The sequence below is a fragment of the Sediminibacterium sp. genome, assembly GCF_051860225.1.
Classification (GTDB): domain Bacteria; phylum Bacteroidota; class Bacteroidia; order Chitinophagales; family Chitinophagaceae; genus Sediminibacterium.
In genome coordinates, this window is sequence record NZ_JBHYEI010000002.1 from 394,567 (window position 1) to 417,011 (window position 22,445).

Here is a 22,445-nt window from a genome sequence, read left to right on the forward strand (position 1 = left end):
GGTACTCTATATAGCCTGCTTTGCGGTGTTTTACTTAAGTATTCTCCTTATTCCATTCGCATTTTCAATCAATTCTTGTAAATATTCATAGTTCTCTTTTTCTAAACAAGACTTAAATTTTCTTAATTGACTAATATGCTCGTTTAATACGTCCAATACATTGTCTCTATTCTGCATAAAAATGGGCACCCACATGGCTGCATTACTCTTTGCAAGCCTTACCGTACTCTCAAATCCACCACTTGCTAGTTCAAAAATGGCATCTTCTTCGCGTTCTTTCTCTAAAACAGTATTGGCCAAAGCAAAAGAAGTAATATGCGATATATGACTAATGTAAGCCACATGCATATCATGTGCTGTTGATTCCATGTATAGAATATGCATTTCTAATAAATCATATATTTTCTCAACCATTTCTAAAGCGTCTTGATCGGAATGTGCTTTATCACAAATAACGGTGGCCTTTTTACTAAAAGCCCCTTTAATTGCTGCAGCTGGTCCACTATTTTCAGTTCCCCACATAGGATGTGTTGCAACAAACCTGCCCCTTTTAGGATGATTTTTAACCACTTCTACAATTTTTGATTTGGTAGAACCTACATCAAAGACCACTTGATTACTCACTTTATCTAAAATAGTGGGCAACACATTTTCTGCCGCATTAATGGGTGTTGCAATTACAATTAAAGATGATTTTTTAATTGCTTCAACTAATGGTAAGCATTCCTGCACCAATCCTAATTCAATCGCTTTGGCAGCATGTTCCGGGTTATTCTCTACCCCAATTACATGTGTTGCCAATCCCTTTTCTTGCAATGCTATAGAAAGTGAGCCCCCTATTAATCCTATTCCTACAATTGAAATAACCATACTCTTTTTTTATTTTTTCTTTTGCTCATTTATTCGTTGAATCGCTTCTTCAAATTTGTTGATGCTTCCACATAAACTTACCCTTATATATTGGTTACCCGCAGAACCAAAAATGCCACCTGGCGTAATAAAAACATTGCTATTATACAATACCTGATCGCTCAATTCATATCCATCTTTTAAGCCTACTGGAATTTTGGCCCATACAAACATCCCCACTTGATTGGCACTGTATTTACATTGCAGTGTATCTAATAATTCAAATACTTTTTCTCTTCGCTTTGCATAAACTTCATTAACAGAATCATACCACTGACTGCCTAAACTTAATGCAGCTGCTGCAGCGTGTTGAACAGGCAAAAACATTCCACTGTCCATATTGCTTTTAAAAACTAACACGTCATTTATTCTTTCTGCTGCACCACATAGCATCCCTACTCTCCATCCTGCCATATTTTGGCTCTTACTCAATGAATTTAATTCAATAGCGGTATCCATTGCACCTGCTATACTCAACAAACTCATTGGTTCATCATTTAAAATGAAACTATATGGATTGTCGTGGCATATTAAAATTTGGTGTTGCTTTCCGAATGCAATTAATTTTTCAAATAGTTCAATGCTTGGTTTTTTTCCTGTAGGCATTTGAGGATAATTCACCCACATCAATTTAACCTTACTTAAATCACTTGCTTCCAATGCCTCAAAATTGGGCTCCCAGTTATTTTCTTCTGTTAAATCAAAATAAAAAGGTGTACCACCTGCCAATTTTACCGCACTAGTATATGTAGGGTATCCAGGATTGGGAATCAATACTTGATCACCTTCATTTATATAAGTCATACAGATATGCATAATGCCTTCTTTACTTCCTAATAAAGGCAATATTTCAGTTTCGGGATTTAAACTAACTTGATAGTATTTTTCGTACCAACCGGCCATTGCATTTCTTAAAAAAGGAACTCCTTTATAAGATTGATAAGCATGTGTTGTGCTTAAAGCAGCTTGATCTTGTAAAGCTTTTATTACAGTTGGATGTGGAGGAAGATCGGGACTGCCTATTCCTAAATTGATAATATTTTTTCCCGCTTTATTTAGTTGTTCAATTTCTCTAAGCTTTTGAGAAAAATAGTATTCTCCAATCCCTTCTAACCTTTTTGACTTAGTAATTTGCATTGTTATCCTTTTACCAATTTTCCTTTTTTATAAATACCAAATACTTTAACATTATTGGTGAGCAATTCAATTTTTTTCATCATGTTCTCAAATTGCTTTATTTGATCAAACTCCATATCAGCATAGAATCCATATTTAAAATGACTACCTGGAATGGGCATACTTTGAAGCTTACTTAAATTCATTCCTGTTTTAGCCACTTCGGTTAATACTTTCGCTAAAATGCCTTTAGAATGATTGGTTTGAAAATAAATAGATGCTTTATTGGCTCCTTCAACTGGCTTTGCTTCTTTCGTGCGTTGCAAAATTAAAAAGCGCGTAATATTATTTTTTTGTGTTTGAATATCTGGCACTAAGACTTCTAAATCGTATAATTCAGCTGCCAGTTTACTCGCAATTGCAGCTATATGCTTGCACTTGTGTTGATATACATATTTAGCACTTAAAGCAGTATCTTCTGTTTCAATTAATTTATAAGGATGAGATTCTAAAAAATCAAGACATTGTAAAATCGCCATAGGATGACTATGCACTTCTTTTATGTCTCCCAAGCTTACCCCTTTATTAACTAATAAATTTTGGCTTATAGATAAATACACTTCACCTACTACTTTTAAGTTTGCCTTCTGCAATAAATTGTAATTAGGCAAAATACTTCCAGCAATAGAATTTTCAATAGCCATTACGGCTCCCCTTGAAGCAGTTTCATCTAAACTAATTTTAACTAATTGTCTAAATGAAGCACAAGGAATAACCGCTACATCTTTACCAAAAAAATGCCTAGCAGCCACTTGGTGAAAACTGCCTTCATATCCTTGAATACAAATACCTGTAGCTTTTGGATTCAAACTAATTTTTGGGATGGTATTTATTTCTTTTGTTTTGTTCATTGCTATATAGATAAAAAAAATCCCGGCTATTTGCCGGGACCTATATGTTGTTTAAAACTTTTTATGCTTTTGCAAACTAGACCCGGCTCCTTTTTGTAAAGAAGAAATAATAAAAAGAATAAAACCAGTTGTTAGTTGTTGTTTGCATGACATCTCAAATATAAGAATTGATTAGAAAGCAAAAAATTTATTTCAAAATTAATAAACTAGGGTTAGTTAGTTTTTCATCTCAGTTTTATAAAAAATAAGCCCCTCCGTGGAAACGGAGCGGCTTCTAACGATTGCTTGCCATATGAAACTTTTAAACCTATTGTACTTTCTGCAAGCTAGACCTCACCAATTCTCTTCACCAATAGGTTGTTCTAATTACTTCTTAGTGGTGTCAACAGCAGGAGCAGCAGTAGTATCTACAGTTGCAGCAGCAGTATCAACAGTTGCAGCAGCAGTGTCAACAGTTGTTGCAGTAGTGTCAGCAGCAGCTTCTTTGTTTTCTCCAGCGCAAGATGCGAATACGCCTAATGCTAATACGAATAACAATTTTTTCATTTTTTTTCTTTTTTAGTTTGAATGATTACTGATTAATACGCCAACGAGAAAAAGGTAACCCGGCGTTTCAAATTTTTTTTATAAAAATTTTTAGGGCTATTTTGGGTTACTTTTAAGCCTATAACTGTATTAAAGGAACAGATAGTGAAAGGAGATACGAACGAACAAGCATTATTGAAGGGACTGGCTCACAATGATTCTAAGTCTGTTGAAATCATATATAAAGATAATTTTAATATGATTCAGACTTTTATTTTGAATAACAATGGGAGCTATGATGAAGCAAGAGATATTTTTCAGGAAGCAATGATTGCTTTATATGAAAAATCTCAAACTGATTCATTTGTGCTGACTTGTCAAATTAAAACATATCTCTATTCTGTTTGCAGAAGGCTTTGGTTAAAAAGACTTCAGCAACTGGGAAGGTTTACAGGATCAGTTGATGGGTTTGAAGAAACAGTAGCCGTTGAAGAGGATTTAGAAACGCATGAAAAGAGGAATGCGGAGTTTGTTATCATGGATAGGGCTTTAAATAGTTTGGGAGAACCTTGCAAAAGTTTACTTCAAGGCTATTATCTTAAGAAAATGGATATGAATGCATTGGCAGCTGAATTTGGTTACACTAATGCTGACAACGCCAAAAACCAGAAATACAAATGTTTGATGCGATTAAAGAAATTATTCTTTTCGCAATATAATATTGGAGAATAAGTATATGGATGATATTTTATTATTAGATGCAATTGAAAGATACCTCAGCGGAGAAATGAGCCCTGAAGAGCGTGCTTATTTTGAGAATCTTCGCAATACTACCCCTGAAATTGATCAGATGGTGGTAGAGCATAATATGTTCTTGCATCAAATTGCAGATTATTCTGCCAATATTCAAATAAAGCAAACCTTACACGAGGTTCATCAAAATCTTTTAGAAAGAGGTGACTTAAACGAAGGGGGTGCATTAAGCCCTAAAGGAAAAGTAATTCAATTTTGGAACAAGTATAAAAGAGTTACGGCTATTGCTGCTTCTGTTGGAGGCGTTATAGCTTTATTCATCAGTGGTTTGGCCATGTATTTTTCAACTTCGGTGAATGACCCCAAATTAGAACAATTAGGTAAAGATTTAGAAGTAGTAAAGAAAAATCAACAATATCAAGGCAATATCATTAATGAAGTAACTTCTAAAATTCCGATGAATGCCCGTTTATTAAGTGGTGGTTCGGGTTTTTTAGTAGACGTTAAAGGGTATATAGTTACTAATGCCCATATTCTTAAAGGTACTGGGGCTATTGTGGTAAATAGCGAAGGAAAAGAATTCAAATCTTCTATCGTTTTAATTGATCATGTTAAAGACTTGGCCATCTTAAAAATTAACGATGATGAATATGAGCCCATCAAGTCTATTCCTTACATTATACAAAAAAACAATGCTGATTTAGGTGAAGAAATTTTCACACTAGGTTATCCAAGAAATGAAATTGTATACGGAATGGGATATTTAAGTGCTAAGTCTGGTTTTAATGGTGACTCATTATCTTACCAAATTCAAATTAGCGCTAACCCAGGAAACTCTGGCGGACCTGTTTTTAATAAGAATGGTGAAGTAATAGGCGTACTAAGTACAAAACAAGCACAAGCAGATGGAGTAGCATTTGCAGTTAAATCTAAAAATATTCATGCTATTATAGAAGATTTAAAGAAAAGCGATACTTCTTTCCTAAGAGTTAAACTTCCAAGCAAATCTTCTTTAAAAGGAGTTGAAAGAAAAGCACAAATCAATAAAGTAGAAGATTGTGTTTATTTTGTTAAGGCTTACGGAAAATAAAGTGTATTCAATTTAAAAAGGTCTCAGTTACATTATGCAGCTGAGACCTTTTCTTATTTAAAAACTATCTGAATATTTATTTCCATAAAGAAGCAGGGTAGATTTTATCCTCTACCAATTTACTAATGGCAGATTGAACCCCTGGAGCATCTTCTTTGTATGTCACTCCAAACCATTGAGCAGAAGTAGGAAGTACTTTTAATACCCCTTTACCAGATTGAATAAACTCATTGGCTGCATAAGGAATAAAAAATTCAGACTTTAATTCCTGTCCTTTTTCAGCAAGAAATTCAGTGAACATCCCTTCACACATGTCAATAAATTCTGGTGCAAAGCAAAAATAATTCATACTTACTAAGCTGGTACCTGGCAAAGGGGTTTTGCCATTTTCTTCTTCATAAATAATTTGCCCATTTTCACGATATATTTTAGTTCGTTCATTTATTTCAGTCAAATTATTATTTTCATCCGCAGTACAAACTCCTCGACTAACGCTTCCATTTTCACTTAATGTTTTCTGTAGTTCGTATCCTACCAAAGCAAACGTAGATGCATTACAAGCAGTAGTCAAAAAATCAAATGCCTTAATAAATGCATCTCTACCATAGTAATCGTCTGCATTAATTACTGCAAAAGGTTCATTCACTTTACCTTTGCAACACAATACAGCATGGGCAGTTCCCCATGGTTTTGCTCTTTCTGCAGGAATTGAATAACCATTCGTATATGCTTCCAAATGCTGATAAACATAGTCTGTTGCAATTTTGCCCGCTAACTTAGGTTCGAATATATTTTTAAACTGTTCGGCAAATTCTTCTCGAATGATAAATACAACTTTACCAAAACCAGCTTGAATGGCATCATAAATGGAGTAATCCATAATGGTTTCTCCATCAGGACCAAACGACTGAATTTGTTTCATGCTTCCATAGCGGCTAGCCATACCGGCGGCTAAAATCACAAGAGTTGGTTTCATAGCTTAATTTTACCATACAAAGTTAATTCATTTAGCATTGTAATAATTGATAATAATATGGATTTCGACATCAATAAAATTATTTTACAGCCACTCAAGACATTATCTAATTCAACTGTTGAAGTAAGCACACTTAGAACAGATCTAATTCATCCAATTGTTAGTGGCAATAAATGGTTTAAATTAAAGTACTATTTAGCAGAAGCAAAACAACTCAAATATAATACCGTTGCTAGCTTTGGCGGGGCTTACTCCAATCATATTGTGGCACTTGCGGCTGCATGTAAACTAAATGGTTTAAATGCAATTGGCTTTATAAGAGGTGAACCAGCAGATTCTCCCACCTTAAAAGAAGCTGTTTCAAGGGGAATGAAACTTTATTATTTATCCAGAGAAACATATAAAAATAAATTAGCAATAATGAATCAATATGCCAATGAAAACTGGTATTGGATTCAAGAGGGGGGGTATGGAGTGCCTGGAACTTTTGGTGCCGCTTCCATTTTAAGCACAAAAGATTGCGCTGCTTTTACCCATATTCTTTGCGCTTGTGGAACAGGAACCATGATGGCTGGACTAGTTGCGGGGTCAACTGCTATTCAACAAGTGATTGGTATTAGTGTACTTAAAAACAATTATGGTTTAGAAGAATCCATAAAAAACATTCTCCCACTTGAACTAACCAAAGATTTTACAACTTTTCATCACTATCATTTTGGGGGATATGCTAAACATCCGCCTGCATTAATCGACTATATGAACAATCTTTTTGAAAGAGAAGCGGTACCAACCGATTTAGTATACACTGCTAAACTTTTTTATGCCGTTGAAGATTTATTAGAGCAGCAATATTTTGGTCATCAAGCTTCTGTATTAATTATTCACAGCGGAGGCTTACAAGGCAATAGAAGTTTAACGAATAACCGCTTAATATTTTGACTTTAATAAATTTTAATATTTTTGTATTCTATGCGTTCATGTATTCTATTAAGTTTAGCTTTTCTATTTTCTAGTACTGTTGCTGCGCAAAAGAACACTAAAAAAGTAGCGCAAAAATCATCTATCCAACAAAAAATATTTATAAAGGGTACACTATTTAAAGAATTAAGTAAGGCAGACTATAACCGATTTAAAGATTCCATTTTTAAAAATACCAAAGACACTTTAATAAGAAAAAATAAGACAACCGTTATATTTTCGCCTGTACTCAAAATGGATATACAAGATAATTGGGTCCCATCAATTTATGTATTTACCAATTTAAAAGGCAACCTTGCCATTGAATTACCCAATACTCAATCTAAACGATACAGCCTTTTAATTTACGATGGCAAACAATTATTACACAATATTACCAACTTTCATGAAGATAAATGGATAGTTGAAAAGAGCAACTTTTATCACAGTGGATGGTATCATTTTGAGCTCTATTGCAATGGGGAATTGTTAGAAAGAAATAAATTTTACCTCCAATAATTCATTAGTCTCCAATCAATCTGCATTGAAAGAGCGTTTCAAAATGTTTTTTTACCCTATACTTTACTTCTTCCAAGTCAACTAAATGGCCTAATTCTTGCGCCAATGATGCTACTTTTTTATTCTGTATACCACATGGTACAATATGATCAAAATAACTCAAGTCGGTATTTACATTAAAGGCAAAACCATGCATGGTTATCCATCTGCTACACTTAATTCCCATCGCACAAATTTTTCTTTCTTTCCCTTTAATATGTGCATCCAACCAAACTCCTGTTTCTCCGGCACTTCGTTCTCCTTTTAAACCATAATCTGCCATGGTCAAAATAATCGCTTCTTCAAGTGTTCTTAAATACCACCCCAAATCAGTTTTAAAACGTTCAAGATCCAAAATGGGATATCCTACTAATTGTCCTGGTCCATGAAAAGTAATATCTCCCCCCCTATTAATATGAAAATATTCAATTCCTTTTTTTAGTCTTTCAGCTTCATTAATTAGTACATGTTCTTCCTTACCATTTTTACCTAACGTATACACTGGCGGATGCTCCACAAACAATAAATGATGTAAAGTAGGAATCTTATTAGGATCTAGCGACGGTTGGTTACCAAATTTAAAAGCCATTTTAATATCTGCATTTGCCTTTAGCAAAGACTCTTGTTGATCCCATACTTCCTTGTAACTCCTTTTACCCAAATCTTTGAATATGACTTCCTGCTCCATACCACAAAAATAAAGCTAATTTTGCCGCATGCAGATAGATACAGCATTAATTTCAGAAGAACAGACTGATGCCTTATATGAACGAAAGGTTTTTATTGTAGATAAAGGCCAGGAACCCTTCAGAATTGACAAATGGGTTCAAATGCATATGGAAGGGGCTACTAGAAACAAAGTTCAACAAGGAATTGAAGCAGGTTTTTTAACAGTTAATGGCAAAACAGTTAAAAGCAATTATAAAATTAAACCAGGTGACGAAATCATTTTAATGAGCCTGATTAATCCTGAACACACTGTATTAAAAGAGGAACCTATTCCGTTAAATATTGTTTATGAAGATGAATATTTAATGGTCATTAATAAGCCCCCAAATATGGTGGTTCATCCAGGAGTAGGCAATTTTAGTGGTACCCTTTTGAACGGAGTTGCCTACTATTTAAGACAACAAAACCCACAAGTAAACGAAGAAAGCTTACCCAGATTTGGATTAGTTCACCGTATTGATAAAAATACCACTGGATTAATTGTATTAGCTAAAACGGGTGAAGCCGCCGCGCATTTAGCCAAACAGTTTTACAATCATACTGTAAATAGACGTTATGTTGCATTGGTATGGGGCAATATAAAAGAAGATGAAGGAACCATCAATGCACATATTGCCCGACATAAACAACATAGAAAAATGTTTGACGCATATCCTGAAGGAGAAACCGGGAAACATGCTATAACGCACTATAAAGTAATTGAGCGATTTAACTACGTAACCCTTGTTGAATGTAAATTAGAAACAGGACGTACACACCAAATAAGGGTACATATGAAATATATTGGGCATACTTTATTTAATGATGTAGAATATGGAGGTGATAAAATTTTAAAAGGAACTGTATATGCTAGATATAAACAATTCGTAGACAATTGCTTTGAAGCTTGCCCAAGATGTGCTCTTCACGCAAAAACACTAGGCTTTATTCATCCCGCAACCGGAAAAGAAATATTTTTTGAATCCCCCATACCGAAGGATATAGAAGCTGCCATTGACAAATGGCGCGAATACAGTAAGGTTTAACATTTTATTAGGAAATTTAGCCTAGTTGAGGGTCTATTGAACGAATAATTAGGAAACTCTAACCTTTATTTATCAGTAGGATTCTGCAAATTTGTACCGAGAGAAAATTTACAATACATGATTTGTAGGACTGTGCTTGCCATCCTAATAGGATGTGGAATTGGTTATTCTTCTATTGCTCAATCTGAAACGCCAAAAGGTTGGCATTTATTAGATCTAGACGCTACTCAATATTATGGAATAAGCCTTAAAAAGGCATACGACTTCTTGGGAACAAAAAACAAAAAACCGCAAACAGTTATTGTTGCTGTTTTAGACTCAGGGGTAGATACAACGCATGAAGATTTAAAAAATGTATTATGGCGAAACCCAAAAGAAATACCCAATAATGGAATTGATGATGACAATAATGGTTATATAGATGATGTTTATGGATGGAATTTTCTAGGAGGCAAGAACGGGAAAAGCCTAAAAAAAGCAGGTGATGAAAGAGCAAGGGTATATCATAGATTCAAACATTTATACTTAACCAATCCGATAGACACAAATCTGTTGAGTTTGAAAGATAAAACCCAATATCAAATGTGGGTGAAAGCTGCTAAAGAACTGAATTTTAGTCAGGAAGAAATGATGGATTTAATGTTCATCGAAGTCACTGCAAAAGCACTTAAGAGACACGATAAAGTCTTAAGGCAAGAAATGGGAACAAATGAATACACTTGTGAAAAGCTAGAAAAATTTGAGCCGACTACAAAAACTGCCAAAGATGCCAAATTGGGTTTTTTAACGGTAATGAAAATGTTACAAATTGATCCTGATGAAACAAATACCAATGCATTAAAGGAACTAGAAGAATACATTGAAGGTAAGAAATTAGCTTTTGAATCCAAAGACATCGCTCCCCCTAATTATAGACAAGAAATTGTGGGTGACAACTATTTTGATTTTTCTGATAAATTTTATGGGAACAATGATGTTATGGGTCCTGGTCCAACTCATGGTACGCATGTAAGTGGGATTATTGGTGCGCAAAGAAATAATTCAATTGGAGTAGATGGTGTTGCAGATCAAGTAAAGATTATGACACTTCGCATAGTTCCAGATGGAGATGAATATGACAAAGACATTGCTCTAGCTATTCGTTATGCTGTAGACCATGGTGCCAAAATTATCAACATGAGTTTTGGCAAGTCATTCTCTCCAGAAAAAGCATGGGTAGACAGTGCTGTAAAATATGCTGAATCAAAAGATGTTTTAATTGTTCATGCTGCTGGAAATGATGCTGAAAATCTTGACTCTGCTGATAATTTTCCCAACCCCTGGTTGTTGCCTTGGAAAAGCTATGCTAAAAATTATATTACTGTAGGTGCAAGTAGTGATCCTAGTATTGGAACAAGCATTGCTGCAGATTTTAGTAGCTATGGCAAAAAAAATGTAGATGTTTTTGCTCCTGGTGTTAAAATTTTTTCAACTATCCCAGGGGGTAATAATTACGGTAATTTAAAGGGGACTAGTATGGCAACTCCAATTGTATCTGGCATAGCAGCCATTTTGAAATCGTACTATCCATTATTATCTGCTGTGGATTTGAAAAGTATAATTGAGCAATCTGTCTACTACCCTTCTAAAGAAATCAAGTGCATTAAACCTGGACCAGATCAAACTGCTATATCATTTTCAGCGCTTTCTAAAACTGGGGGAATTGTGAATGCATATAACGCAGTTAAGCTTGCACATGACTTTAAAGCAACCACAATCAATAAGCCAATTACTCAATCAAAAAAATAATTATGCCAAAACCTTCCCCTGAAGATTATCCTCCATTTTTTGAAGGATATATTAATCAAATTGAACACAACAATATTAGAGAAGCGGTAAACCATATTTCTCATCCACTAACTTATTTCTTTTTAAACCTTCCAGACGATAAGGGAGATTACGCATATGCTAGAGATAAATGGACGTTAAAAGATATGTTACAACATATAATTGATACGGAAAGAATTATGCAATACCGTTTACTTAGAATAGCAAGAAAAGATATTACTCCTCTACCAGGCTTTGATGAAAATTTTTTTGCTTTACAAGCTAATGCAAGTGCTAGAACATTTATATCACTAAAAGAAGAATTAAAGGCGCTTAGGAAATCTACCGACTTATTATTGCTCTCTTTAACCGATGAACAATTAGCTAATGAAGGAATAACAAGTAATCACAAAATGACCGCAAATGCAATTGCTTATATTTTATTTGGTCATTTAATGCATCATAAAAAAATAGTTGAAGAAAGATATCTTTAACTAATAGAAGTTCAACAAAAAAGTCTCGGCAAACATTTAGTTAACCGAGACTTTTTTATTTTAATATTATTCTTCCTATGCTAAACCAACTACTTAATCGCATAAAGGTGAACAGCTACCTGAACATCTTTAGCGATATTTCCAACACCGTAATTAATCCCAAATAAAGTTCTGTCCATTGCAAAGAAAGCTTCTGCAAATAAACCTTTCTCGTCTGCGCTACGAATAACAGCTTTGAAACTTACAGGTAAGGTTGCTCCTTTCAAATTTAAATCTCCAGTGATTGTTGCATTGGTATCATCAGCATAAACAACACTAGTAATTTTATAAGTTGCCTCACCGTATTTTGCAACATCAAAAAAGTCTCCAGACTTCAAGTGACCTTCCAATTTAGCACCCGCAGCATCGGTAACCTTTATATTTGCTAAATCAATAACAAACTCACCTCCTGTTACTTTTCCTCCATTTACTTGTACAGAACCACTTTTAACGTTGAAAAAACCGGTATGGAAATCATTCTTTTTAGACCCAACCCAGTCAACGCGGCTTTTTCCAGCTTCAACTTTATAAGTGATTACTTCTTTGGTACTTGTTACACCAGTAAAGGAATAAATTCCTGCTAAAAAAGCTGTGCTTAACAGCGCTAATGCCATTTTTTTCATGTTGATTTTTATTTAGAGTTTCAAAAATACTAAAATTAATGTTACAACAACAATTTTAACAAAAGGTTTAATTCTGCATCTACGATTATCTTATCTTCGCAAAAATTGTTCCATATGAATCTTCATGAGTACCAGGCTAAAGAATTACTCAAAAAATACCAAGTTCCAGTACAGGAAGGTATTGCAGTTGATACCGTAATGGCAGCCGAAGAGGCTTACCGTCAAATTAAAACCCAAACCGGCAATAATTTTGCCGTTGTGAAAGCCCAAATACACGCTGGTGGTCGAGGCAAGGGTAAAATAGTAGGAACTGAACAAAGAGGAGTTGCAGTTGCTAAAAGTGCGGAAGATGTTACCAATATTGCCAAAAACATTTTAGGCGGCACATTGGTTACCATCCAAACCGGCGAAGCTGGCAAGAAAGTGAGCAAAATTTTAGTAGCGCAAGATGTATATTATTCAGGTCCAAATCCAGTTAAAGAATTTTACCTCTCTATTTTATTAGATAGAGCCAAGGGAATGAATGTGATTATGTACAGTACGGAAGGGGGAATGGATATTGAAGAAGTAGCCCATAACACACCAGAAAAAATATTCAAAGAGTGGGTTCACCCGGGAGGTGGATTACAAGGATTCCAAGCGAGAAAAATTGCTTTTAACCTTGGTTTAAGCGGAGAAGCTTTCAAAAATTGTGTGAAATTTGTAACCAATCTATACAATGCATATGTTGGCTTAGACTGTGGCATGTTAGAAATAAATCCACTATTCAAAACCAGTGATGAAAAAATTATCGCTGTTGACTGCAAAATGAATATTGATGACAATGCATTAATGCGTCATCCTGATGTAGCAGCACTAAGAGATGTAACGGAAGAAGACCCTACTGAGGTTGAAGCTGGTCAATACAACTTAAACTTTGTTAAATTAGATGGCAACGTAGGTTGTATGGTGAATGGTGCAGGATTAGCAATGGCTACCATGGATATGATTAAATTAAGCGGCGGAGACCCTGCTAATTTCTTAGACGTAGGTGGTACAGCGAACGCCCAAACAGTTGAAGCTGGTTTCCGTATTATCATGAAAGACCCTAACGTTAAAGCGATTCTTATCAATATTTTTGGGGGTATTGTTCGTTGCGATCGTGTTGCTGCTGGTGTAATAGAAGCATACAATAAATTAGGCAATATAAATATTCCAATTATTGTAAGATTACAAGGAACTAATGCAGTAGAAGCAAAGAAATTGATAGACGAAAGTGGACTAAAAGTTCAATCGGCAATTCAATTGAGTGAAGCTGCAGCATTGGTTAAGCAAGCTGTTGCCTAATCATTCATTAAGCATACTTAAAAGCCATTAGAAATTATTTTTAATTTCTAATGGCTTTTTTTATTTGGACTAACTAAATTGAATTTTAATGTTCTTTTATTTCAATTCGCTTTACCTCGGTAATTGCACTCACTGTGTAAACCAAGCCTGTCTTTAATTCTGTGCAGATATATCGTTTACGCCGAAGTTCCCCTTTTTTAAAAATTTTTCCATTAGACAGTGCAAAAAGTGCACCTAAGGGTAAATCAGCAATAAAACAAACCCCAGGCTTTTGAAAAGAATTATACTTTCTCAGAACCATTAATAATTCAGTTTCTCCATTAGCTGTAGCAGAAGGGGATATGATGGATTGTTTTAATGCCGCAACAATTTCTGAAGGAAAAACACCTAACCTTACAAATTCAACTAATAATTTACTGTAGATTGCTTTCCACTCTTTTCCATGAGGCTCTACCCTATTTTGATATTGTTCAAAAGTGAGTAAATGGGCTAGTTCATGCAATAAGGTTATTAAAAACTCATATGAGTTCAAGTTCCCATTAACACTTATCCTGTGATTATTTCCCTGATGGGCATGGCGATAATCGCCTAAAACAGATTTTCGATTTTTTGCAACTGTCAAATGCACTTTGTACTCGTAAAGGTATTTAACTACATAATCAAAACTCCCATTGGGCAAAAAACGAGCTAACTCTTTTAATGGATGCTCAACTGCGGCCATCTTTTTTTCCTGGGTTTAATTGCATAGCGATCTTAACTTCTAACCAAGTATAAAGAATATATAAGCCCATGCTTACAAACAATGCATTTACACTCTTGGATTCTCCAGCATTATATAAATAAATAAAAGCAGCAGCCCCTAATACAAATAATTTTAACACTACAGAGCCCATTACACCTCTAACCATCGCATGCGGGTTCTTGTTGTTTACAGATTTAATTTGCATACCTAAACTATATGCACAAATAAGGAATAATAGACTATTAGCTCCAAATACTACCATTGGATTTATCCCGTTGTTCTTTAAACTAGTCGTAAACAAAAAACAGATTATCGTTACAATAATGAATAAAATAACGAGTGGAAAAAACAATTTTGAGTGCTGAATTTTCATATGGAAGATTTAATCATTGGATGCCTCTACTTTGGGTAAAGTAAGTGGAATGGTATCTAATGTAGCAGGCTTGTCTCCAGCTAATACTTTTTTAATCCCTTCTAAGTATTGCTCTTTATACCTGATTTCGTTTTCTAAAGAATCTGTTCGGATTTTTAATAGTTGTAAGGCAGTTCTGCTTTCTTTGGTCCCATACCCGGGGATATAGTATTTGAGGGGAGAAAAAGCAATTAATGCAATGGTCAATCCAACCAATAAAACGAACACCGTACTTAAGCCAATATAAACACTTAGCCTTGATAACCTAAACGCAACCATCTCTTCATAAGTGTCATCGTTCATGATTACCAATCGATAGGTATTCCTGAGCCTTTTAAATGTATTACCAGTTTTAATTTTGTCCATATTATAAAAACTGGTTAAAGGTAAGGATTGGTTCGGTTTTATATCTGTATGGTACAGAAATAACTGTATTTTTAAGGGATTTTATGTTTTATTTTCTCAAGAAACCATATCATACCCTTTTGGGCATTTTACTATTTAGTTGCTCCCTTCTTGGTGCGCAACCCAACACGAGTGTAACTATTACAAAGCCCGAAAAATACCAAAACAGGAGTTTACCAGCTGAAAAATCAGGAAATAAGAAATTTACTATCCCAAGAAGATTATATAACAATACGGTAAGTCAGTTCAACTATTATTACAATGCTTCAGAAAAGCTAAAAAATATCATAATTGCCGCTAAAGAACAACACAAAGAAGATTATACAGCCTTACTCCCCTTTTATAACTATTCACTAAATGAAACAGCCAAAGGTCAAATAGATAGCATTATTTACAAGTGTACGGCAGGAATTCTGTTGCACGATTTACGAAGTGACTGGGTAGATCAATTTTATTTATTAATGGGAAACGCTTACATGCATCGGAAAGATTTCGATTCTGCAACCCAAGTTTTTAATTACATAAACTATGCATTTGCAAAAAAGGAGGATGGTTACGATTTGCCTATTGGTAGCAATTCAAGTAGTAAATCAGGGGCATTTTCAATAAGTACAGATGAAAAAAGGTCTCTTTGGAAAAAAATGAGTTCACTTCCTCCTGCTAGAAATGAAAGCTTTTTATTACAAACGCGCAATTTTATAGAACAAGGTAAATTAGAAGAAGCGGAATCCTTATTACAAATTTTAGCATCAGACAGCTATTTCCCATCCCGATTAAAAACTAGCTGGAATGAGTACAATGCTTATTTATTATATAATGAAAAGCAATATGATAGTGCCGCATTCTATCTTATCAAAGCGCTACCTAATGCTTCTAACAAATCTGAAACAGCAAGGTGGGAGTATCTAATTGGTCAACTTTTTGCAATTTCAAACAAAGATTCTTTATCTACCCTGTTTTTTGAAAAAGCAATACAACATACGAATGATCCTTTAATGGATATATATGCACGCTTAAATATTGTTGCCCTTAACGCAGACAATCAAAAAGATGCACTGAACTTTCATTTAAGTCAATTGCTTGCAATGGCTAAGAAAGAAAAATTTCAACAATACAGAGACTTAATTTACTATGCTGCTGCAGAATTAGAAATAAGACAAAAGCAATATAAACAAGCAGAAGAATTACTTAAAAAAAGCATCTTCTATAATGAAGATAATAATATTCAAAGAAGCAAATCATATTACCTCTTATCTGAATCACAGTATAAACTAAAAAAATACATTGAAGCATCTAATTCTCAAGACAGCATAACTACTAATTTATTAAATAAAGCTGAAGCATCTAATATTGAAATAAAGAAAGAACCATTAAAAAAAATTGCCCTGGCATTGATCACTATTAACAGAGAAGATAGTTTACAAAAAATTGCCACATTACCAGAATCAGATAGGATTATTTTTTTAAAATCTTTATTAAAAAGATTAAGAAAAGAAAAAGGAATAAAAGACACAGCAAATGAATTAAGTTATGGTTCAGGAATAAATAACACCCTTCCATCTGATTTATTTGGAGGAACCAATTCAAACGAAGGTTTTTATTTTATGAATAATAATTTAAAAACGAAAGGCCTTTCCGATTTTAAAGCAAAATGGGGAAATAGACCTAATATAGATAATTGGAGAAGACAATCTGCAGTAGATAAAAACTTCAGATCAATTAATATAGATAATGAACCGCCGTTAATTAAAAACAATACTACAATTGCTCCATTAAGTATGGAGTCTTTGATGGACAGTTTACCACTTACTAATGAAAAGCTACAACAATCGAATAAATTAATTGGAACATCTTTACTCAACATCGCCATGGGCTTCCAGTATCAATTGAATGATTTTAATGCAGCGATTGATACCTATGAAATTCTTTCAAAAAGGTTTTCAGAAAGCAGCATTTTAGAAGAAGTATGGTTTCAGTTGAATTATTGCTATAAAAAAATTAATGAACTCAATAAAGCCGATTCAGTAAAACAACTGTTAACCGATTTTTATCCAAAAGGTAAAAAAAATCAGTTATTGCAAACCGGTGTTGAAGTTAAATCGGAAAATAACAATCAGCTTTACGCAACTATTTATAATCAGTTTATTGAAGGGAAATTTGAGGAAGCAATTGCAAATAAAAATAAAGCAGATGCAAAATTAGGTAACTCGTATTGGTCCCCTCAATTAATTTACATCGAATCAATCTATTACATTAAACAAAAACAAGACAGCATCGCCAAACTCAGATTAGCCACTATTAGTAGTCTTTTCCCCACTAGTCCTATTGCAGAAAAAGCAAAAACCATGTTGGATGTTTTAAATAAACGAGCTGAAATTGAAACTTACTTAACTAATTTGTCTATAGAACGACCAATCGAAAATGAAGATAGAAAAGTAGATTTAAACACCATTCAATCAGAACAGATTCCAATTATTGTAAAAGCACCAACAACAATCAAAGTTCCAGAAAAAGTTACCCCAACAGCCCCTATTATTTCTTCCACGATAGAAAGAAAGGTATTGCCAGATGAGTATTCTTTTAATGTTGCTGATTCGCAATATGTAGCTATTGCCTTGTATAAAGTTGATCCTGTTTTTGTAAATGAAGCAAAAAATGCATTTAATCGATTTAACCAAGATCGTTATTACGGACAAAAGCTTCCCATAACTGTCATTCGAATTAATGAGGGGGAACAACTGCTCTTAATGGGACCTTTTGCGAATGCAACCGAAGCCAGTACCTATACCGATAAAAACAAAGGATTGGCAGCCACTCGAATTATCCCATGGTTAACACCAGACAAATATAGTTTTAGCATTATTAGCCCTTCTAATTTAACTATTTTAAAGAAAAAAGGGGAAACTGTTGATTATTGGAAATTGTTGAAGAATCTGTTCCCTGATAAATATTAATTTTACCCTTTCAAACTAGAGCATACAAAATGAGTAAACCAGTTCGCATATTTTGGCGCATATTTTTTGGAGGCTTTGCCTTTGTTATTATTTTATTAGCCATGTTGAATTTTGGCTGGATTGGTAGCATGCCAGACCTAGATGATATTGAAAATCCATCTGCCTCATTGGCTTCTCAAGTATACGCAGAAGATGGAACTTTAATGGGTAAATATTATATTGAAGACCGTATTAATGTACAATACAAAGACATTAGCAAACATATTATTGAAGCCCTGATTGCAACGGAAGACGAGCGTTTTTATGAACACAGCGGCATTGATGCAAGGTCTTTGGGAAGAGCCATTTTTTATTTAGGAAGTGAAGGTGGAGCTAGTACCATTACTATGCAAACCGCTAAAAACTTATTTACTGAAAACTGGAGTACCAAAAACTTTATCTTAAGAGCCCTACAGAAAATCAAAGAAGGCATTATTGCAGTAAAACTAGAAAGAAACTTCACCAAAGAAGAAATCATTACTTTATATCTGAACACGGTTGCGTATAGCGACAATGTATATGGTATCAGAAACGCTTCTAAAACGTTTTTTCAGAAAGAACCTGACAGGGTAAATGTTGAAGAAGCTGCTGTTTTAATTGGCATGTTAAAGGGAGCTACTTTATACAACCCAAGAAGAAATCCAAAATTGTCTTTAGATAGAAGAAATACCGTACTTAATCAAATGGTAAGAAACAATTATTTGGATGCACAACAGGCAGAACTACTCAAACGCCAACCCATTGAACTCAATTATAAAAAGCTAGATGAAACAACTGGTTTAGGACCTTATTTTAGAATGATCCTTGGGGAAGAAATGAAGAAATGGTGCAAGGAAAATACTAAGAATAATGGGGATCAATATGACTTATATAGAGACGGCTTAAAAATTTATACCACTATTAATCCTAGAATGCAGTTATATGCAGAAGAGTCTGTTGCAAAGCATATGAGCTATATGCAAAAGCTATTTAATACCCAAGCAAATATCAAAACGGGAAGTATCTGGAAAGGATTTGAATCCAATTTAGAACAAGCCATCAAACAAACCGATCGTTGGAAGAATTTAAAAAGGGAAGGATTATCAGACGAGGAAAACATGCGTACTTTTTATCAGAAAGTACCTATGCGGGTGTTTGCTTGGAATAGTACAAGAGGAATAGATACCACCATGACGCCTTTTGATTCAATAAAATACCATAAACAAATGCTACAAGCTGGCTTTATGGTAATGGATCCGCTAAATGGACAAATCAAAGCTTGGGTGGGGGGTATTGATTTTAAAACGTTCAAATATGACCATGCTAATATTAATACCAAACGCCAAGTAGGTAGTACCATCAAACCTTTATTGTACAGCTTGGCTATTGAAGAAGCGGGCTTAAATCCTAACTCACCAGTTCAAGACATTCAACAAAATTTTGGACAATACGGCTTAGTTCCTGCTACATCTAAAACCTGCACAGGTGCAACCATACCAATGGCCATTGCATTGGCTAAGTCAAGAAACTGTGCTTCTGCATACATCATGAAACAGTTAGACAATACGGCCAATAATGGGGCAAAACGTTTTGTTGAGTTTTTAGAAAAATGCGAATTAAAAACAAAAATTGATCCATACCCATCTATAGCATTGGGGGCTTGTGAAATATCTTTATTCGAAATGATGCAAGCTTATAGTATGTTCCCGGGCAGAGGTTTCAATGCAAAGCCCATGTATATCACAAGAATTGAAGATAGGAATGGGAATGTGCTGGCTACTTTTACTCCTCAACGTAAAGAAGTTATTAACGATGTTACTGCGTATTCAGTGATTAAAATGATGCAAGGGGTATTAACAAATGGAACTGGAGCAGGTATTTGGCAACATGGTATTCCTGCGGGATTACAAGTGGCAGGCAAAACAGGAACTACCAATAATAACAGTGATGCTTGGTTTATGGGGTATACTCCTCAATACCTTGCTGGTGGCTGGGTAGGATGCGACGATCGTTTTATTCGATTTGATAGTAAAAATGGAGAGGGCGGTAGAGCAGCCATGCCAATTTGGGCTTACTTCTTTAACAAAGCAGCGGCCGACCCTAATTGTGGAATTGACACTAAGTTAAGCTTTGTGAAACCTGAAGTAATGAGCAATGATATCATCATTGACTATATCAATGGGACCAATCCTATCTTAGGTGGTGAAGGAGAAGATATGGGAACTGGTACATCTGAAGACTATGAGCTTTCAAAAAATATAAAGCCAGAAGAATTAGGCGCAGAATCAGATATCATTATTGAGAATAAAAAACCTTCTACACCGCCTGCATCGCCAGCAAATAATACGCCTAAACCTGCAGAGAAGCCAAAAGCCATTTTACCCCCTCCTGTAAAGAAGCCTGGAGGAAATAAATAGGAACTATTGATTCAATTTAATTAAAATGAATGATGGGTCTATCCCTTTGGAGGATTTATAAATCAGATCAATGATTTGAGGCCCTAATTTGCTATAGAATATAGCTAAATTTTCGTGGCGCTCTTGCAAACTATTACTAGGGAATAAAAAGCCTTTTAATTGTGTGATTTGACTTTCCGCTGTACTAAATTTTCTTTTTTCTGCACGGCGAAATTTTAATTCTAATGCTTGAATTTTTTTTATTGCGCTAGTTTCTAAAGCACTTACATGATCATTTAATGTGGCATCAATTTTCTGCGCTTTAACATGAAGTGTTTCATAAAAAGCTTTCGCATTGTTAATGTCTTCAGACAAACTCAATTGATTGGCTGAATTACGTTCAACGTATTCTTTTATTAATTGATGGGTTGGCAAAAACAAATCTTCATCACTAATTTGTAAAGCATTTTGTTTTGCAACCATTTTATTTGTTAATAATGCAAAAGAGTTTCTTAGCATTAAAATGGGATAAGCTACCTCTGCTGCTTTAAAAACGTTTTTAAGTTCTAGCCAATAAGCCAGCTCCCCTCCTCCCCCAATAAAAATGATATTGGGCAAAATTGTTTCTTGAAAAGCACCACGCAAAATTACATTCGGGCTAAACCGCTCTGGGTAATTATTCAACTCTTGCAAAATGGTTTCCTTTGTGAATTGCAAGCCCAATGCCGTTACTTCATACACCCCATCATTAAATTCTATCCTTTCCCTTTTATCTTCTATTAAATAAAATAAATTGATGGGCCTTCCAGCTGCCTGAACTTTATAATTTTCTTGCAAACTAGCTATTGTTTCTGCAACAATTTTTTGAGAGAATTGCTCGGTTAACTCTTTTGCTATTATAGGTGCAAATATTTTTTTTAGTTTCGGATGATCAGGTACTAATACCACTAAACCATACCTTCCAAATAATGCATTAACAAGCTCCAATGTGGCTTGCTGAATGGTTTTACCAAGTGTATAACATGATTCAAATAATGCTACCAACTCATTCCCGTAAGGTAATACCCCTATTTGACCAGCAATGCTTTTAATTAAAGTAAGGAATGATTTGTCTACTTTCATTCTACCCACCGCTCCCGTTTGAGTTGTATCCCAAACTAATTTTGTACCGTCTATATTTACAAAACCCAATTCATCTAAATCGGCATCTTCGCTCCCCATATAATAAACGGGAATAAATTTTTTCTCTGGAAATTTACTTGTTAGCTCCGATGCTAACTTAATGGTATGAATGATTTTATAGATGAAATAAAGTGGCCCTGTGAAAATATTAGGCTGGTGTGCTGTGGTAATGGTATATGCATTGGGTAATAACAATGCTTCAATATTCTTTTTAACCAAACTATCTGTATCAATACCTTGGTATTGCTCGGTTAGCACTTCTGCTAAAACAACCCTATTTACGGTGTGCAAGTCTCTTTCGGCCAGGGCGCTTTGAACACCTGCTAGATTGGCTTCATGCAAATAGTATGACTTCAAGTTTTCGTGTTGTTGCAGGTAATCCTGAACAATCTTAGAAAAATATCCGGTGCTTTCGTATGGTAAATAATGGGTGCTACAATCCATATAGAATGTAAAAATACAACTTCATTGATTTACATGAGTTGTATATTATTGAACT

21 protein-coding genes are annotated in these 22,445 nt (G+C 34.5%); 10 read left to right on the forward strand and 11 right to left on the reverse strand.

Annotation, left to right across the window (positions count from 1 at the left end; genetic code table 11):
- Positions 1 to 30: 30 nt before the first annotated feature.
- The 4 genes from ACTIEI_RS08630 to ACTIEI_RS08645 all read right to left on the reverse strand — a co-directional run bounded on the left by ACTIEI_RS08630 (position 31) and on the right by ACTIEI_RS08645 (position 3,482).
- Entirely contained in the window at positions 31 to 870 is an 840-nt protein-coding gene (locus tag ACTIEI_RS08630; RefSeq protein ID WP_439505892.1) for a prephenate dehydrogenase, read from the reverse strand.
- A gap of 9 nt (positions 871 to 879) precedes the next feature.
- The gene (locus tag ACTIEI_RS08635; protein WP_439505893.1) at positions 880 to 2,046 is read right to left on the reverse strand and encodes a pyridoxal phosphate-dependent aminotransferase; all 1,167 of its coding nucleotides are present in this window, start codon (positions 2,044 to 2,046) and stop codon (positions 880 to 882) included.
- Between the two features lie 2 nt (positions 2,047 to 2,048).
- Complete coding sequence (locus ACTIEI_RS08640) at positions 2,049 to 2,936, reverse strand: prephenate dehydratase (RefSeq protein ID WP_439505894.1); 888 nt, start codon at positions 2,934 to 2,936, stop codon at positions 2,049 to 2,051.
- 366 nt (positions 2,937 to 3,302) lie between these two features.
- Positions 3,303 to 3,482 (reverse strand): hypothetical protein, encoded by a 180-nt coding sequence (locus tag ACTIEI_RS08645; protein WP_295185970.1) that lies wholly within the window; start codon positions 3,480 to 3,482, stop codon positions 3,303 to 3,305.
- A gap of 144 nt (positions 3,483 to 3,626) precedes the next feature.
- On the opposite strand from ACTIEI_RS08645, the gene ACTIEI_RS08650 reads away from it, so the two are divergent.
- On the forward strand, positions 3,627 to 4,193 hold the full coding sequence (locus ACTIEI_RS08650; protein ID WP_439505895.1) for an RNA polymerase sigma factor: 567 nt from the start codon (positions 3,627 to 3,629) through the stop codon (positions 4,191 to 4,193).
- Positions 4,194 to 4,197: 4 nt separating this feature from the next.
- Complete coding sequence (locus ACTIEI_RS08655) at positions 4,198 to 5,304, forward strand: S1C family serine protease (protein ID WP_439505896.1); 1,107 nt, start codon at positions 4,198 to 4,200, stop codon at positions 5,302 to 5,304.
- 76 nt (positions 5,305 to 5,380) lie between these two features.
- Here the strand turns inward: ACTIEI_RS08655 and ACTIEI_RS08660 are convergent, their stop codons facing one another.
- Entirely contained in the window at positions 5,381 to 6,280 is a 900-nt protein-coding gene (locus ACTIEI_RS08660; RefSeq protein WP_439505897.1) for a sugar phosphate nucleotidyltransferase, read from the reverse strand.
- A 57-nt stretch (positions 6,281 to 6,337) separates the two neighbouring features.
- Here ACTIEI_RS08660 and ACTIEI_RS08665 point away from each other — a divergent pair, with 57 nt between their 5' ends.
- Both ACTIEI_RS08665 and ACTIEI_RS08670 read left to right on the forward strand, forming a co-directional pair.
- Positions 6,338 to 7,219 (forward strand): 1-aminocyclopropane-1-carboxylate deaminase/D-cysteine desulfhydrase, encoded by an 882-nt coding sequence (locus ACTIEI_RS08665; protein WP_439505898.1) that lies wholly within the window; start codon positions 6,338 to 6,340, stop codon positions 7,217 to 7,219.
- A gap of 30 nt (positions 7,220 to 7,249) precedes the next feature.
- Positions 7,250 to 7,756 carry a hypothetical protein gene (locus ACTIEI_RS08670; RefSeq protein WP_439505899.1) on the forward strand — a complete coding sequence of 169 codons (507 nt, stop codon included), beginning with the start codon at positions 7,250 to 7,252 and terminating at the stop codon, positions 7,754 to 7,756.
- A gap of 4 nt (positions 7,757 to 7,760) precedes the next feature.
- On the opposite strand, the gene lipB is transcribed toward ACTIEI_RS08670, so the two are convergent.
- Positions 7,761 to 8,483 carry a lipoyl(octanoyl) transferase LipB gene (lipB, locus tag ACTIEI_RS08675; RefSeq protein WP_439505900.1) on the reverse strand — a complete coding sequence of 241 codons (723 nt, stop codon included), beginning with the start codon at positions 8,481 to 8,483 and terminating at the stop codon, positions 7,761 to 7,763.
- Positions 8,484 to 8,511: 28 nt separating this feature from the next.
- On the opposite strand from lipB, the gene ACTIEI_RS08680 reads away from it, so the two are divergent.
- From ACTIEI_RS08680 to ACTIEI_RS08690, 3 genes are all read left to right on the forward strand, one after another.
- Positions 8,512 to 9,549: an RluA family pseudouridine synthase gene (locus tag ACTIEI_RS08680; protein ID WP_439505901.1), complete on the forward strand. Its 1,038-nt coding sequence runs from the start codon at positions 8,512 to 8,514 to the stop codon at positions 9,547 to 9,549.
- 117 nt (positions 9,550 to 9,666) lie between these two features.
- Complete coding sequence (locus ACTIEI_RS08685; protein WP_439505902.1) at positions 9,667 to 11,337, forward strand: S8 family peptidase; 1,671 nt, start codon at positions 9,667 to 9,669, stop codon at positions 11,335 to 11,337.
- Between the two features lie 2 nt (positions 11,338 to 11,339).
- Entirely contained in the window at positions 11,340 to 11,849 is a 510-nt protein-coding gene (locus ACTIEI_RS08690) for a DinB family protein (RefSeq protein ID WP_439505903.1), read from the forward strand.
- A gap of 89 nt (positions 11,850 to 11,938) precedes the next feature.
- Here the strand turns inward: ACTIEI_RS08690 and ACTIEI_RS08695 are convergent, their stop codons facing one another.
- A complete protein-coding gene (locus tag ACTIEI_RS08695; protein ID WP_439505904.1) occupies positions 11,939 to 12,511 on the reverse strand; it encodes a YceI family protein in 573 nt (190 codons plus the stop codon).
- Positions 12,512 to 12,625: 114 nt separating this feature from the next.
- On the opposite strand from ACTIEI_RS08695, the gene sucC reads away from it, so the two are divergent.
- On the forward strand, positions 12,626 to 13,837 hold the full coding sequence (gene sucC / locus ACTIEI_RS08700; protein WP_439505905.1) for an ADP-forming succinate--CoA ligase subunit beta: 1,212 nt from the start codon (positions 12,626 to 12,628) through the stop codon (positions 13,835 to 13,837).
- A gap of 85 nt (positions 13,838 to 13,922) precedes the next feature.
- Here the strand turns inward: sucC and ACTIEI_RS08705 are convergent, their stop codons facing one another.
- Genes ACTIEI_RS08705 through ACTIEI_RS08715 form a run of 3 tightly spaced genes read right to left on the reverse strand, consistent with a single transcriptional unit; the run spans position 13,923 to position 15,357 of the window.
- A complete protein-coding gene (locus tag ACTIEI_RS08705; RefSeq protein WP_439505906.1) occupies positions 13,923 to 14,558 on the reverse strand; it encodes a SprT-like domain-containing protein in 636 nt (211 codons plus the stop codon).
- Positions 14,545 to 14,952, reverse strand: coding sequence for a hypothetical protein (locus ACTIEI_RS08710; RefSeq protein ID WP_439505907.1), 408 nt, complete (start codon positions 14,950 to 14,952; stop codon positions 14,545 to 14,547). The genes ACTIEI_RS08705 and ACTIEI_RS08710 overlap by 14 nt, the downstream gene beginning before the upstream one ends.
- 9 nt (positions 14,953 to 14,961) lie before the next feature.
- Positions 14,962 to 15,357: a hypothetical protein gene (locus tag ACTIEI_RS08715; RefSeq protein ID WP_439505908.1), complete on the reverse strand. Its 396-nt coding sequence runs from the start codon at positions 15,355 to 15,357 to the stop codon at positions 14,962 to 14,964.
- A gap of 83 nt (positions 15,358 to 15,440) precedes the next feature.
- Between ACTIEI_RS08715 and ACTIEI_RS08720 the strand changes: the two genes are divergently transcribed.
- A complete protein-coding gene (locus ACTIEI_RS08720) occupies positions 15,441 to 18,350 on the forward strand; it encodes a tetratricopeptide repeat protein (protein WP_439505909.1) in 2,910 nt (969 codons plus the stop codon).
- A 29-nt stretch (positions 18,351 to 18,379) separates the two neighbouring features.
- Complete coding sequence (locus ACTIEI_RS08725) at positions 18,380 to 20,785, forward strand: transglycosylase domain-containing protein (RefSeq protein WP_439505910.1); 2,406 nt, start codon at positions 18,380 to 18,382, stop codon at positions 20,783 to 20,785.
- A 3-nt stretch (positions 20,786 to 20,788) separates the two neighbouring features.
- Here the strand turns inward: ACTIEI_RS08725 and bshC are convergent, their stop codons facing one another.
- Positions 20,789 to 22,390, reverse strand: a complete 1,602-nt coding sequence (gene bshC, locus ACTIEI_RS08730) for a bacillithiol biosynthesis cysteine-adding enzyme BshC (protein ID WP_439505911.1) — start codon at positions 22,388 to 22,390, stop codon at positions 20,789 to 20,791.
- Positions 22,391 to 22,445: the final 55 nt, after the last annotated feature.

Coding starts and splice junctions, on each gene's coding strand:
- ACTIEI_RS08630 (WP_439505892.1), bottom strand. CDS start 870: ATGGTTATTTCAATTGTAGGAATAGGATTAATAGGGGGCTCACTTTCT.
- ACTIEI_RS08635 (WP_439505893.1), bottom strand. CDS start 2,046: ATGCAAATTACTAAGTCAAAAAGGTTAGAAGGGATTGGAGAATACTAT.
- ACTIEI_RS08640 (WP_439505894.1), bottom strand. CDS start 2,936: ATGAACAAAACAAAAGAAATAAATACCATCCCAAAAATTAGTTTGAAT.
- ACTIEI_RS08645 (WP_295185970.1), bottom strand. CDS start 3,482: ATGAAAAAATTGTTATTCGTATTAGCATTAGGCGTATTCGCATCTTGC.
- ACTIEI_RS08655 (WP_439505896.1), top strand. CDS start 4,198: ATGGATGATATTTTATTATTAGATGCAATTGAAAGATACCTCAGCGGA.
- ACTIEI_RS08660 (WP_439505897.1), bottom strand. CDS start 6,280: ATGAAACCAACTCTTGTGATTTTAGCCGCCGGTATGGCTAGCCGCTAT.
- ACTIEI_RS08665 (WP_439505898.1), top strand. CDS start 6,338: ATGGATTTCGACATCAATAAAATTATTTTACAGCCACTCAAGACATTA.
- ACTIEI_RS08670 (WP_439505899.1), top strand. CDS start 7,250: ATGCGTTCATGTATTCTATTAAGTTTAGCTTTTCTATTTTCTAGTACT.
- lipB (WP_439505900.1), bottom strand. CDS start 8,483: ATGGAGCAGGAAGTCATATTCAAAGATTTGGGTAAAAGGAGTTACAAG.
- ACTIEI_RS08680 (WP_439505901.1), top strand. CDS start 8,512: ATGCAGATAGATACAGCATTAATTTCAGAAGAACAGACTGATGCCTTA.
- ACTIEI_RS08685 (WP_439505902.1), top strand. CDS start 9,667: ATGATTTGTAGGACTGTGCTTGCCATCCTAATAGGATGTGGAATTGGT.
- ACTIEI_RS08690 (WP_439505903.1), top strand. CDS start 11,340: ATGCCAAAACCTTCCCCTGAAGATTATCCTCCATTTTTTGAAGGATAT.
- ACTIEI_RS08695 (WP_439505904.1), bottom strand. CDS start 12,511: ATGAAAAAAATGGCATTAGCGCTGTTAAGCACAGCTTTTTTAGCAGGA.
- sucC (WP_439505905.1), top strand. CDS start 12,626: ATGAATCTTCATGAGTACCAGGCTAAAGAATTACTCAAAAAATACCAA.
- ACTIEI_RS08705 (WP_439505906.1), bottom strand. CDS start 14,558: ATGGCCGCAGTTGAGCATCCATTAAAAGAGTTAGCTCGTTTTTTGCCC.
- ACTIEI_RS08710 (WP_439505907.1), bottom strand. CDS start 14,952: ATGAAAATTCAGCACTCAAAATTGTTTTTTCCACTCGTTATTTTATTC.
- ACTIEI_RS08715 (WP_439505908.1), bottom strand. CDS start 15,357: ATGGACAAAATTAAAACTGGTAATACATTTAAAAGGCTCAGGAATACC.
- ACTIEI_RS08720 (WP_439505909.1), top strand. CDS start 15,441: ATGTTTTATTTTCTCAAGAAACCATATCATACCCTTTTGGGCATTTTA.
- ACTIEI_RS08725 (WP_439505910.1), top strand. CDS start 18,380: ATGAGTAAACCAGTTCGCATATTTTGGCGCATATTTTTTGGAGGCTTT.
- bshC (WP_439505911.1), bottom strand. CDS start 22,390: ATGGATTGTAGCACCCATTATTTACCATACGAAAGCACCGGATATTTT.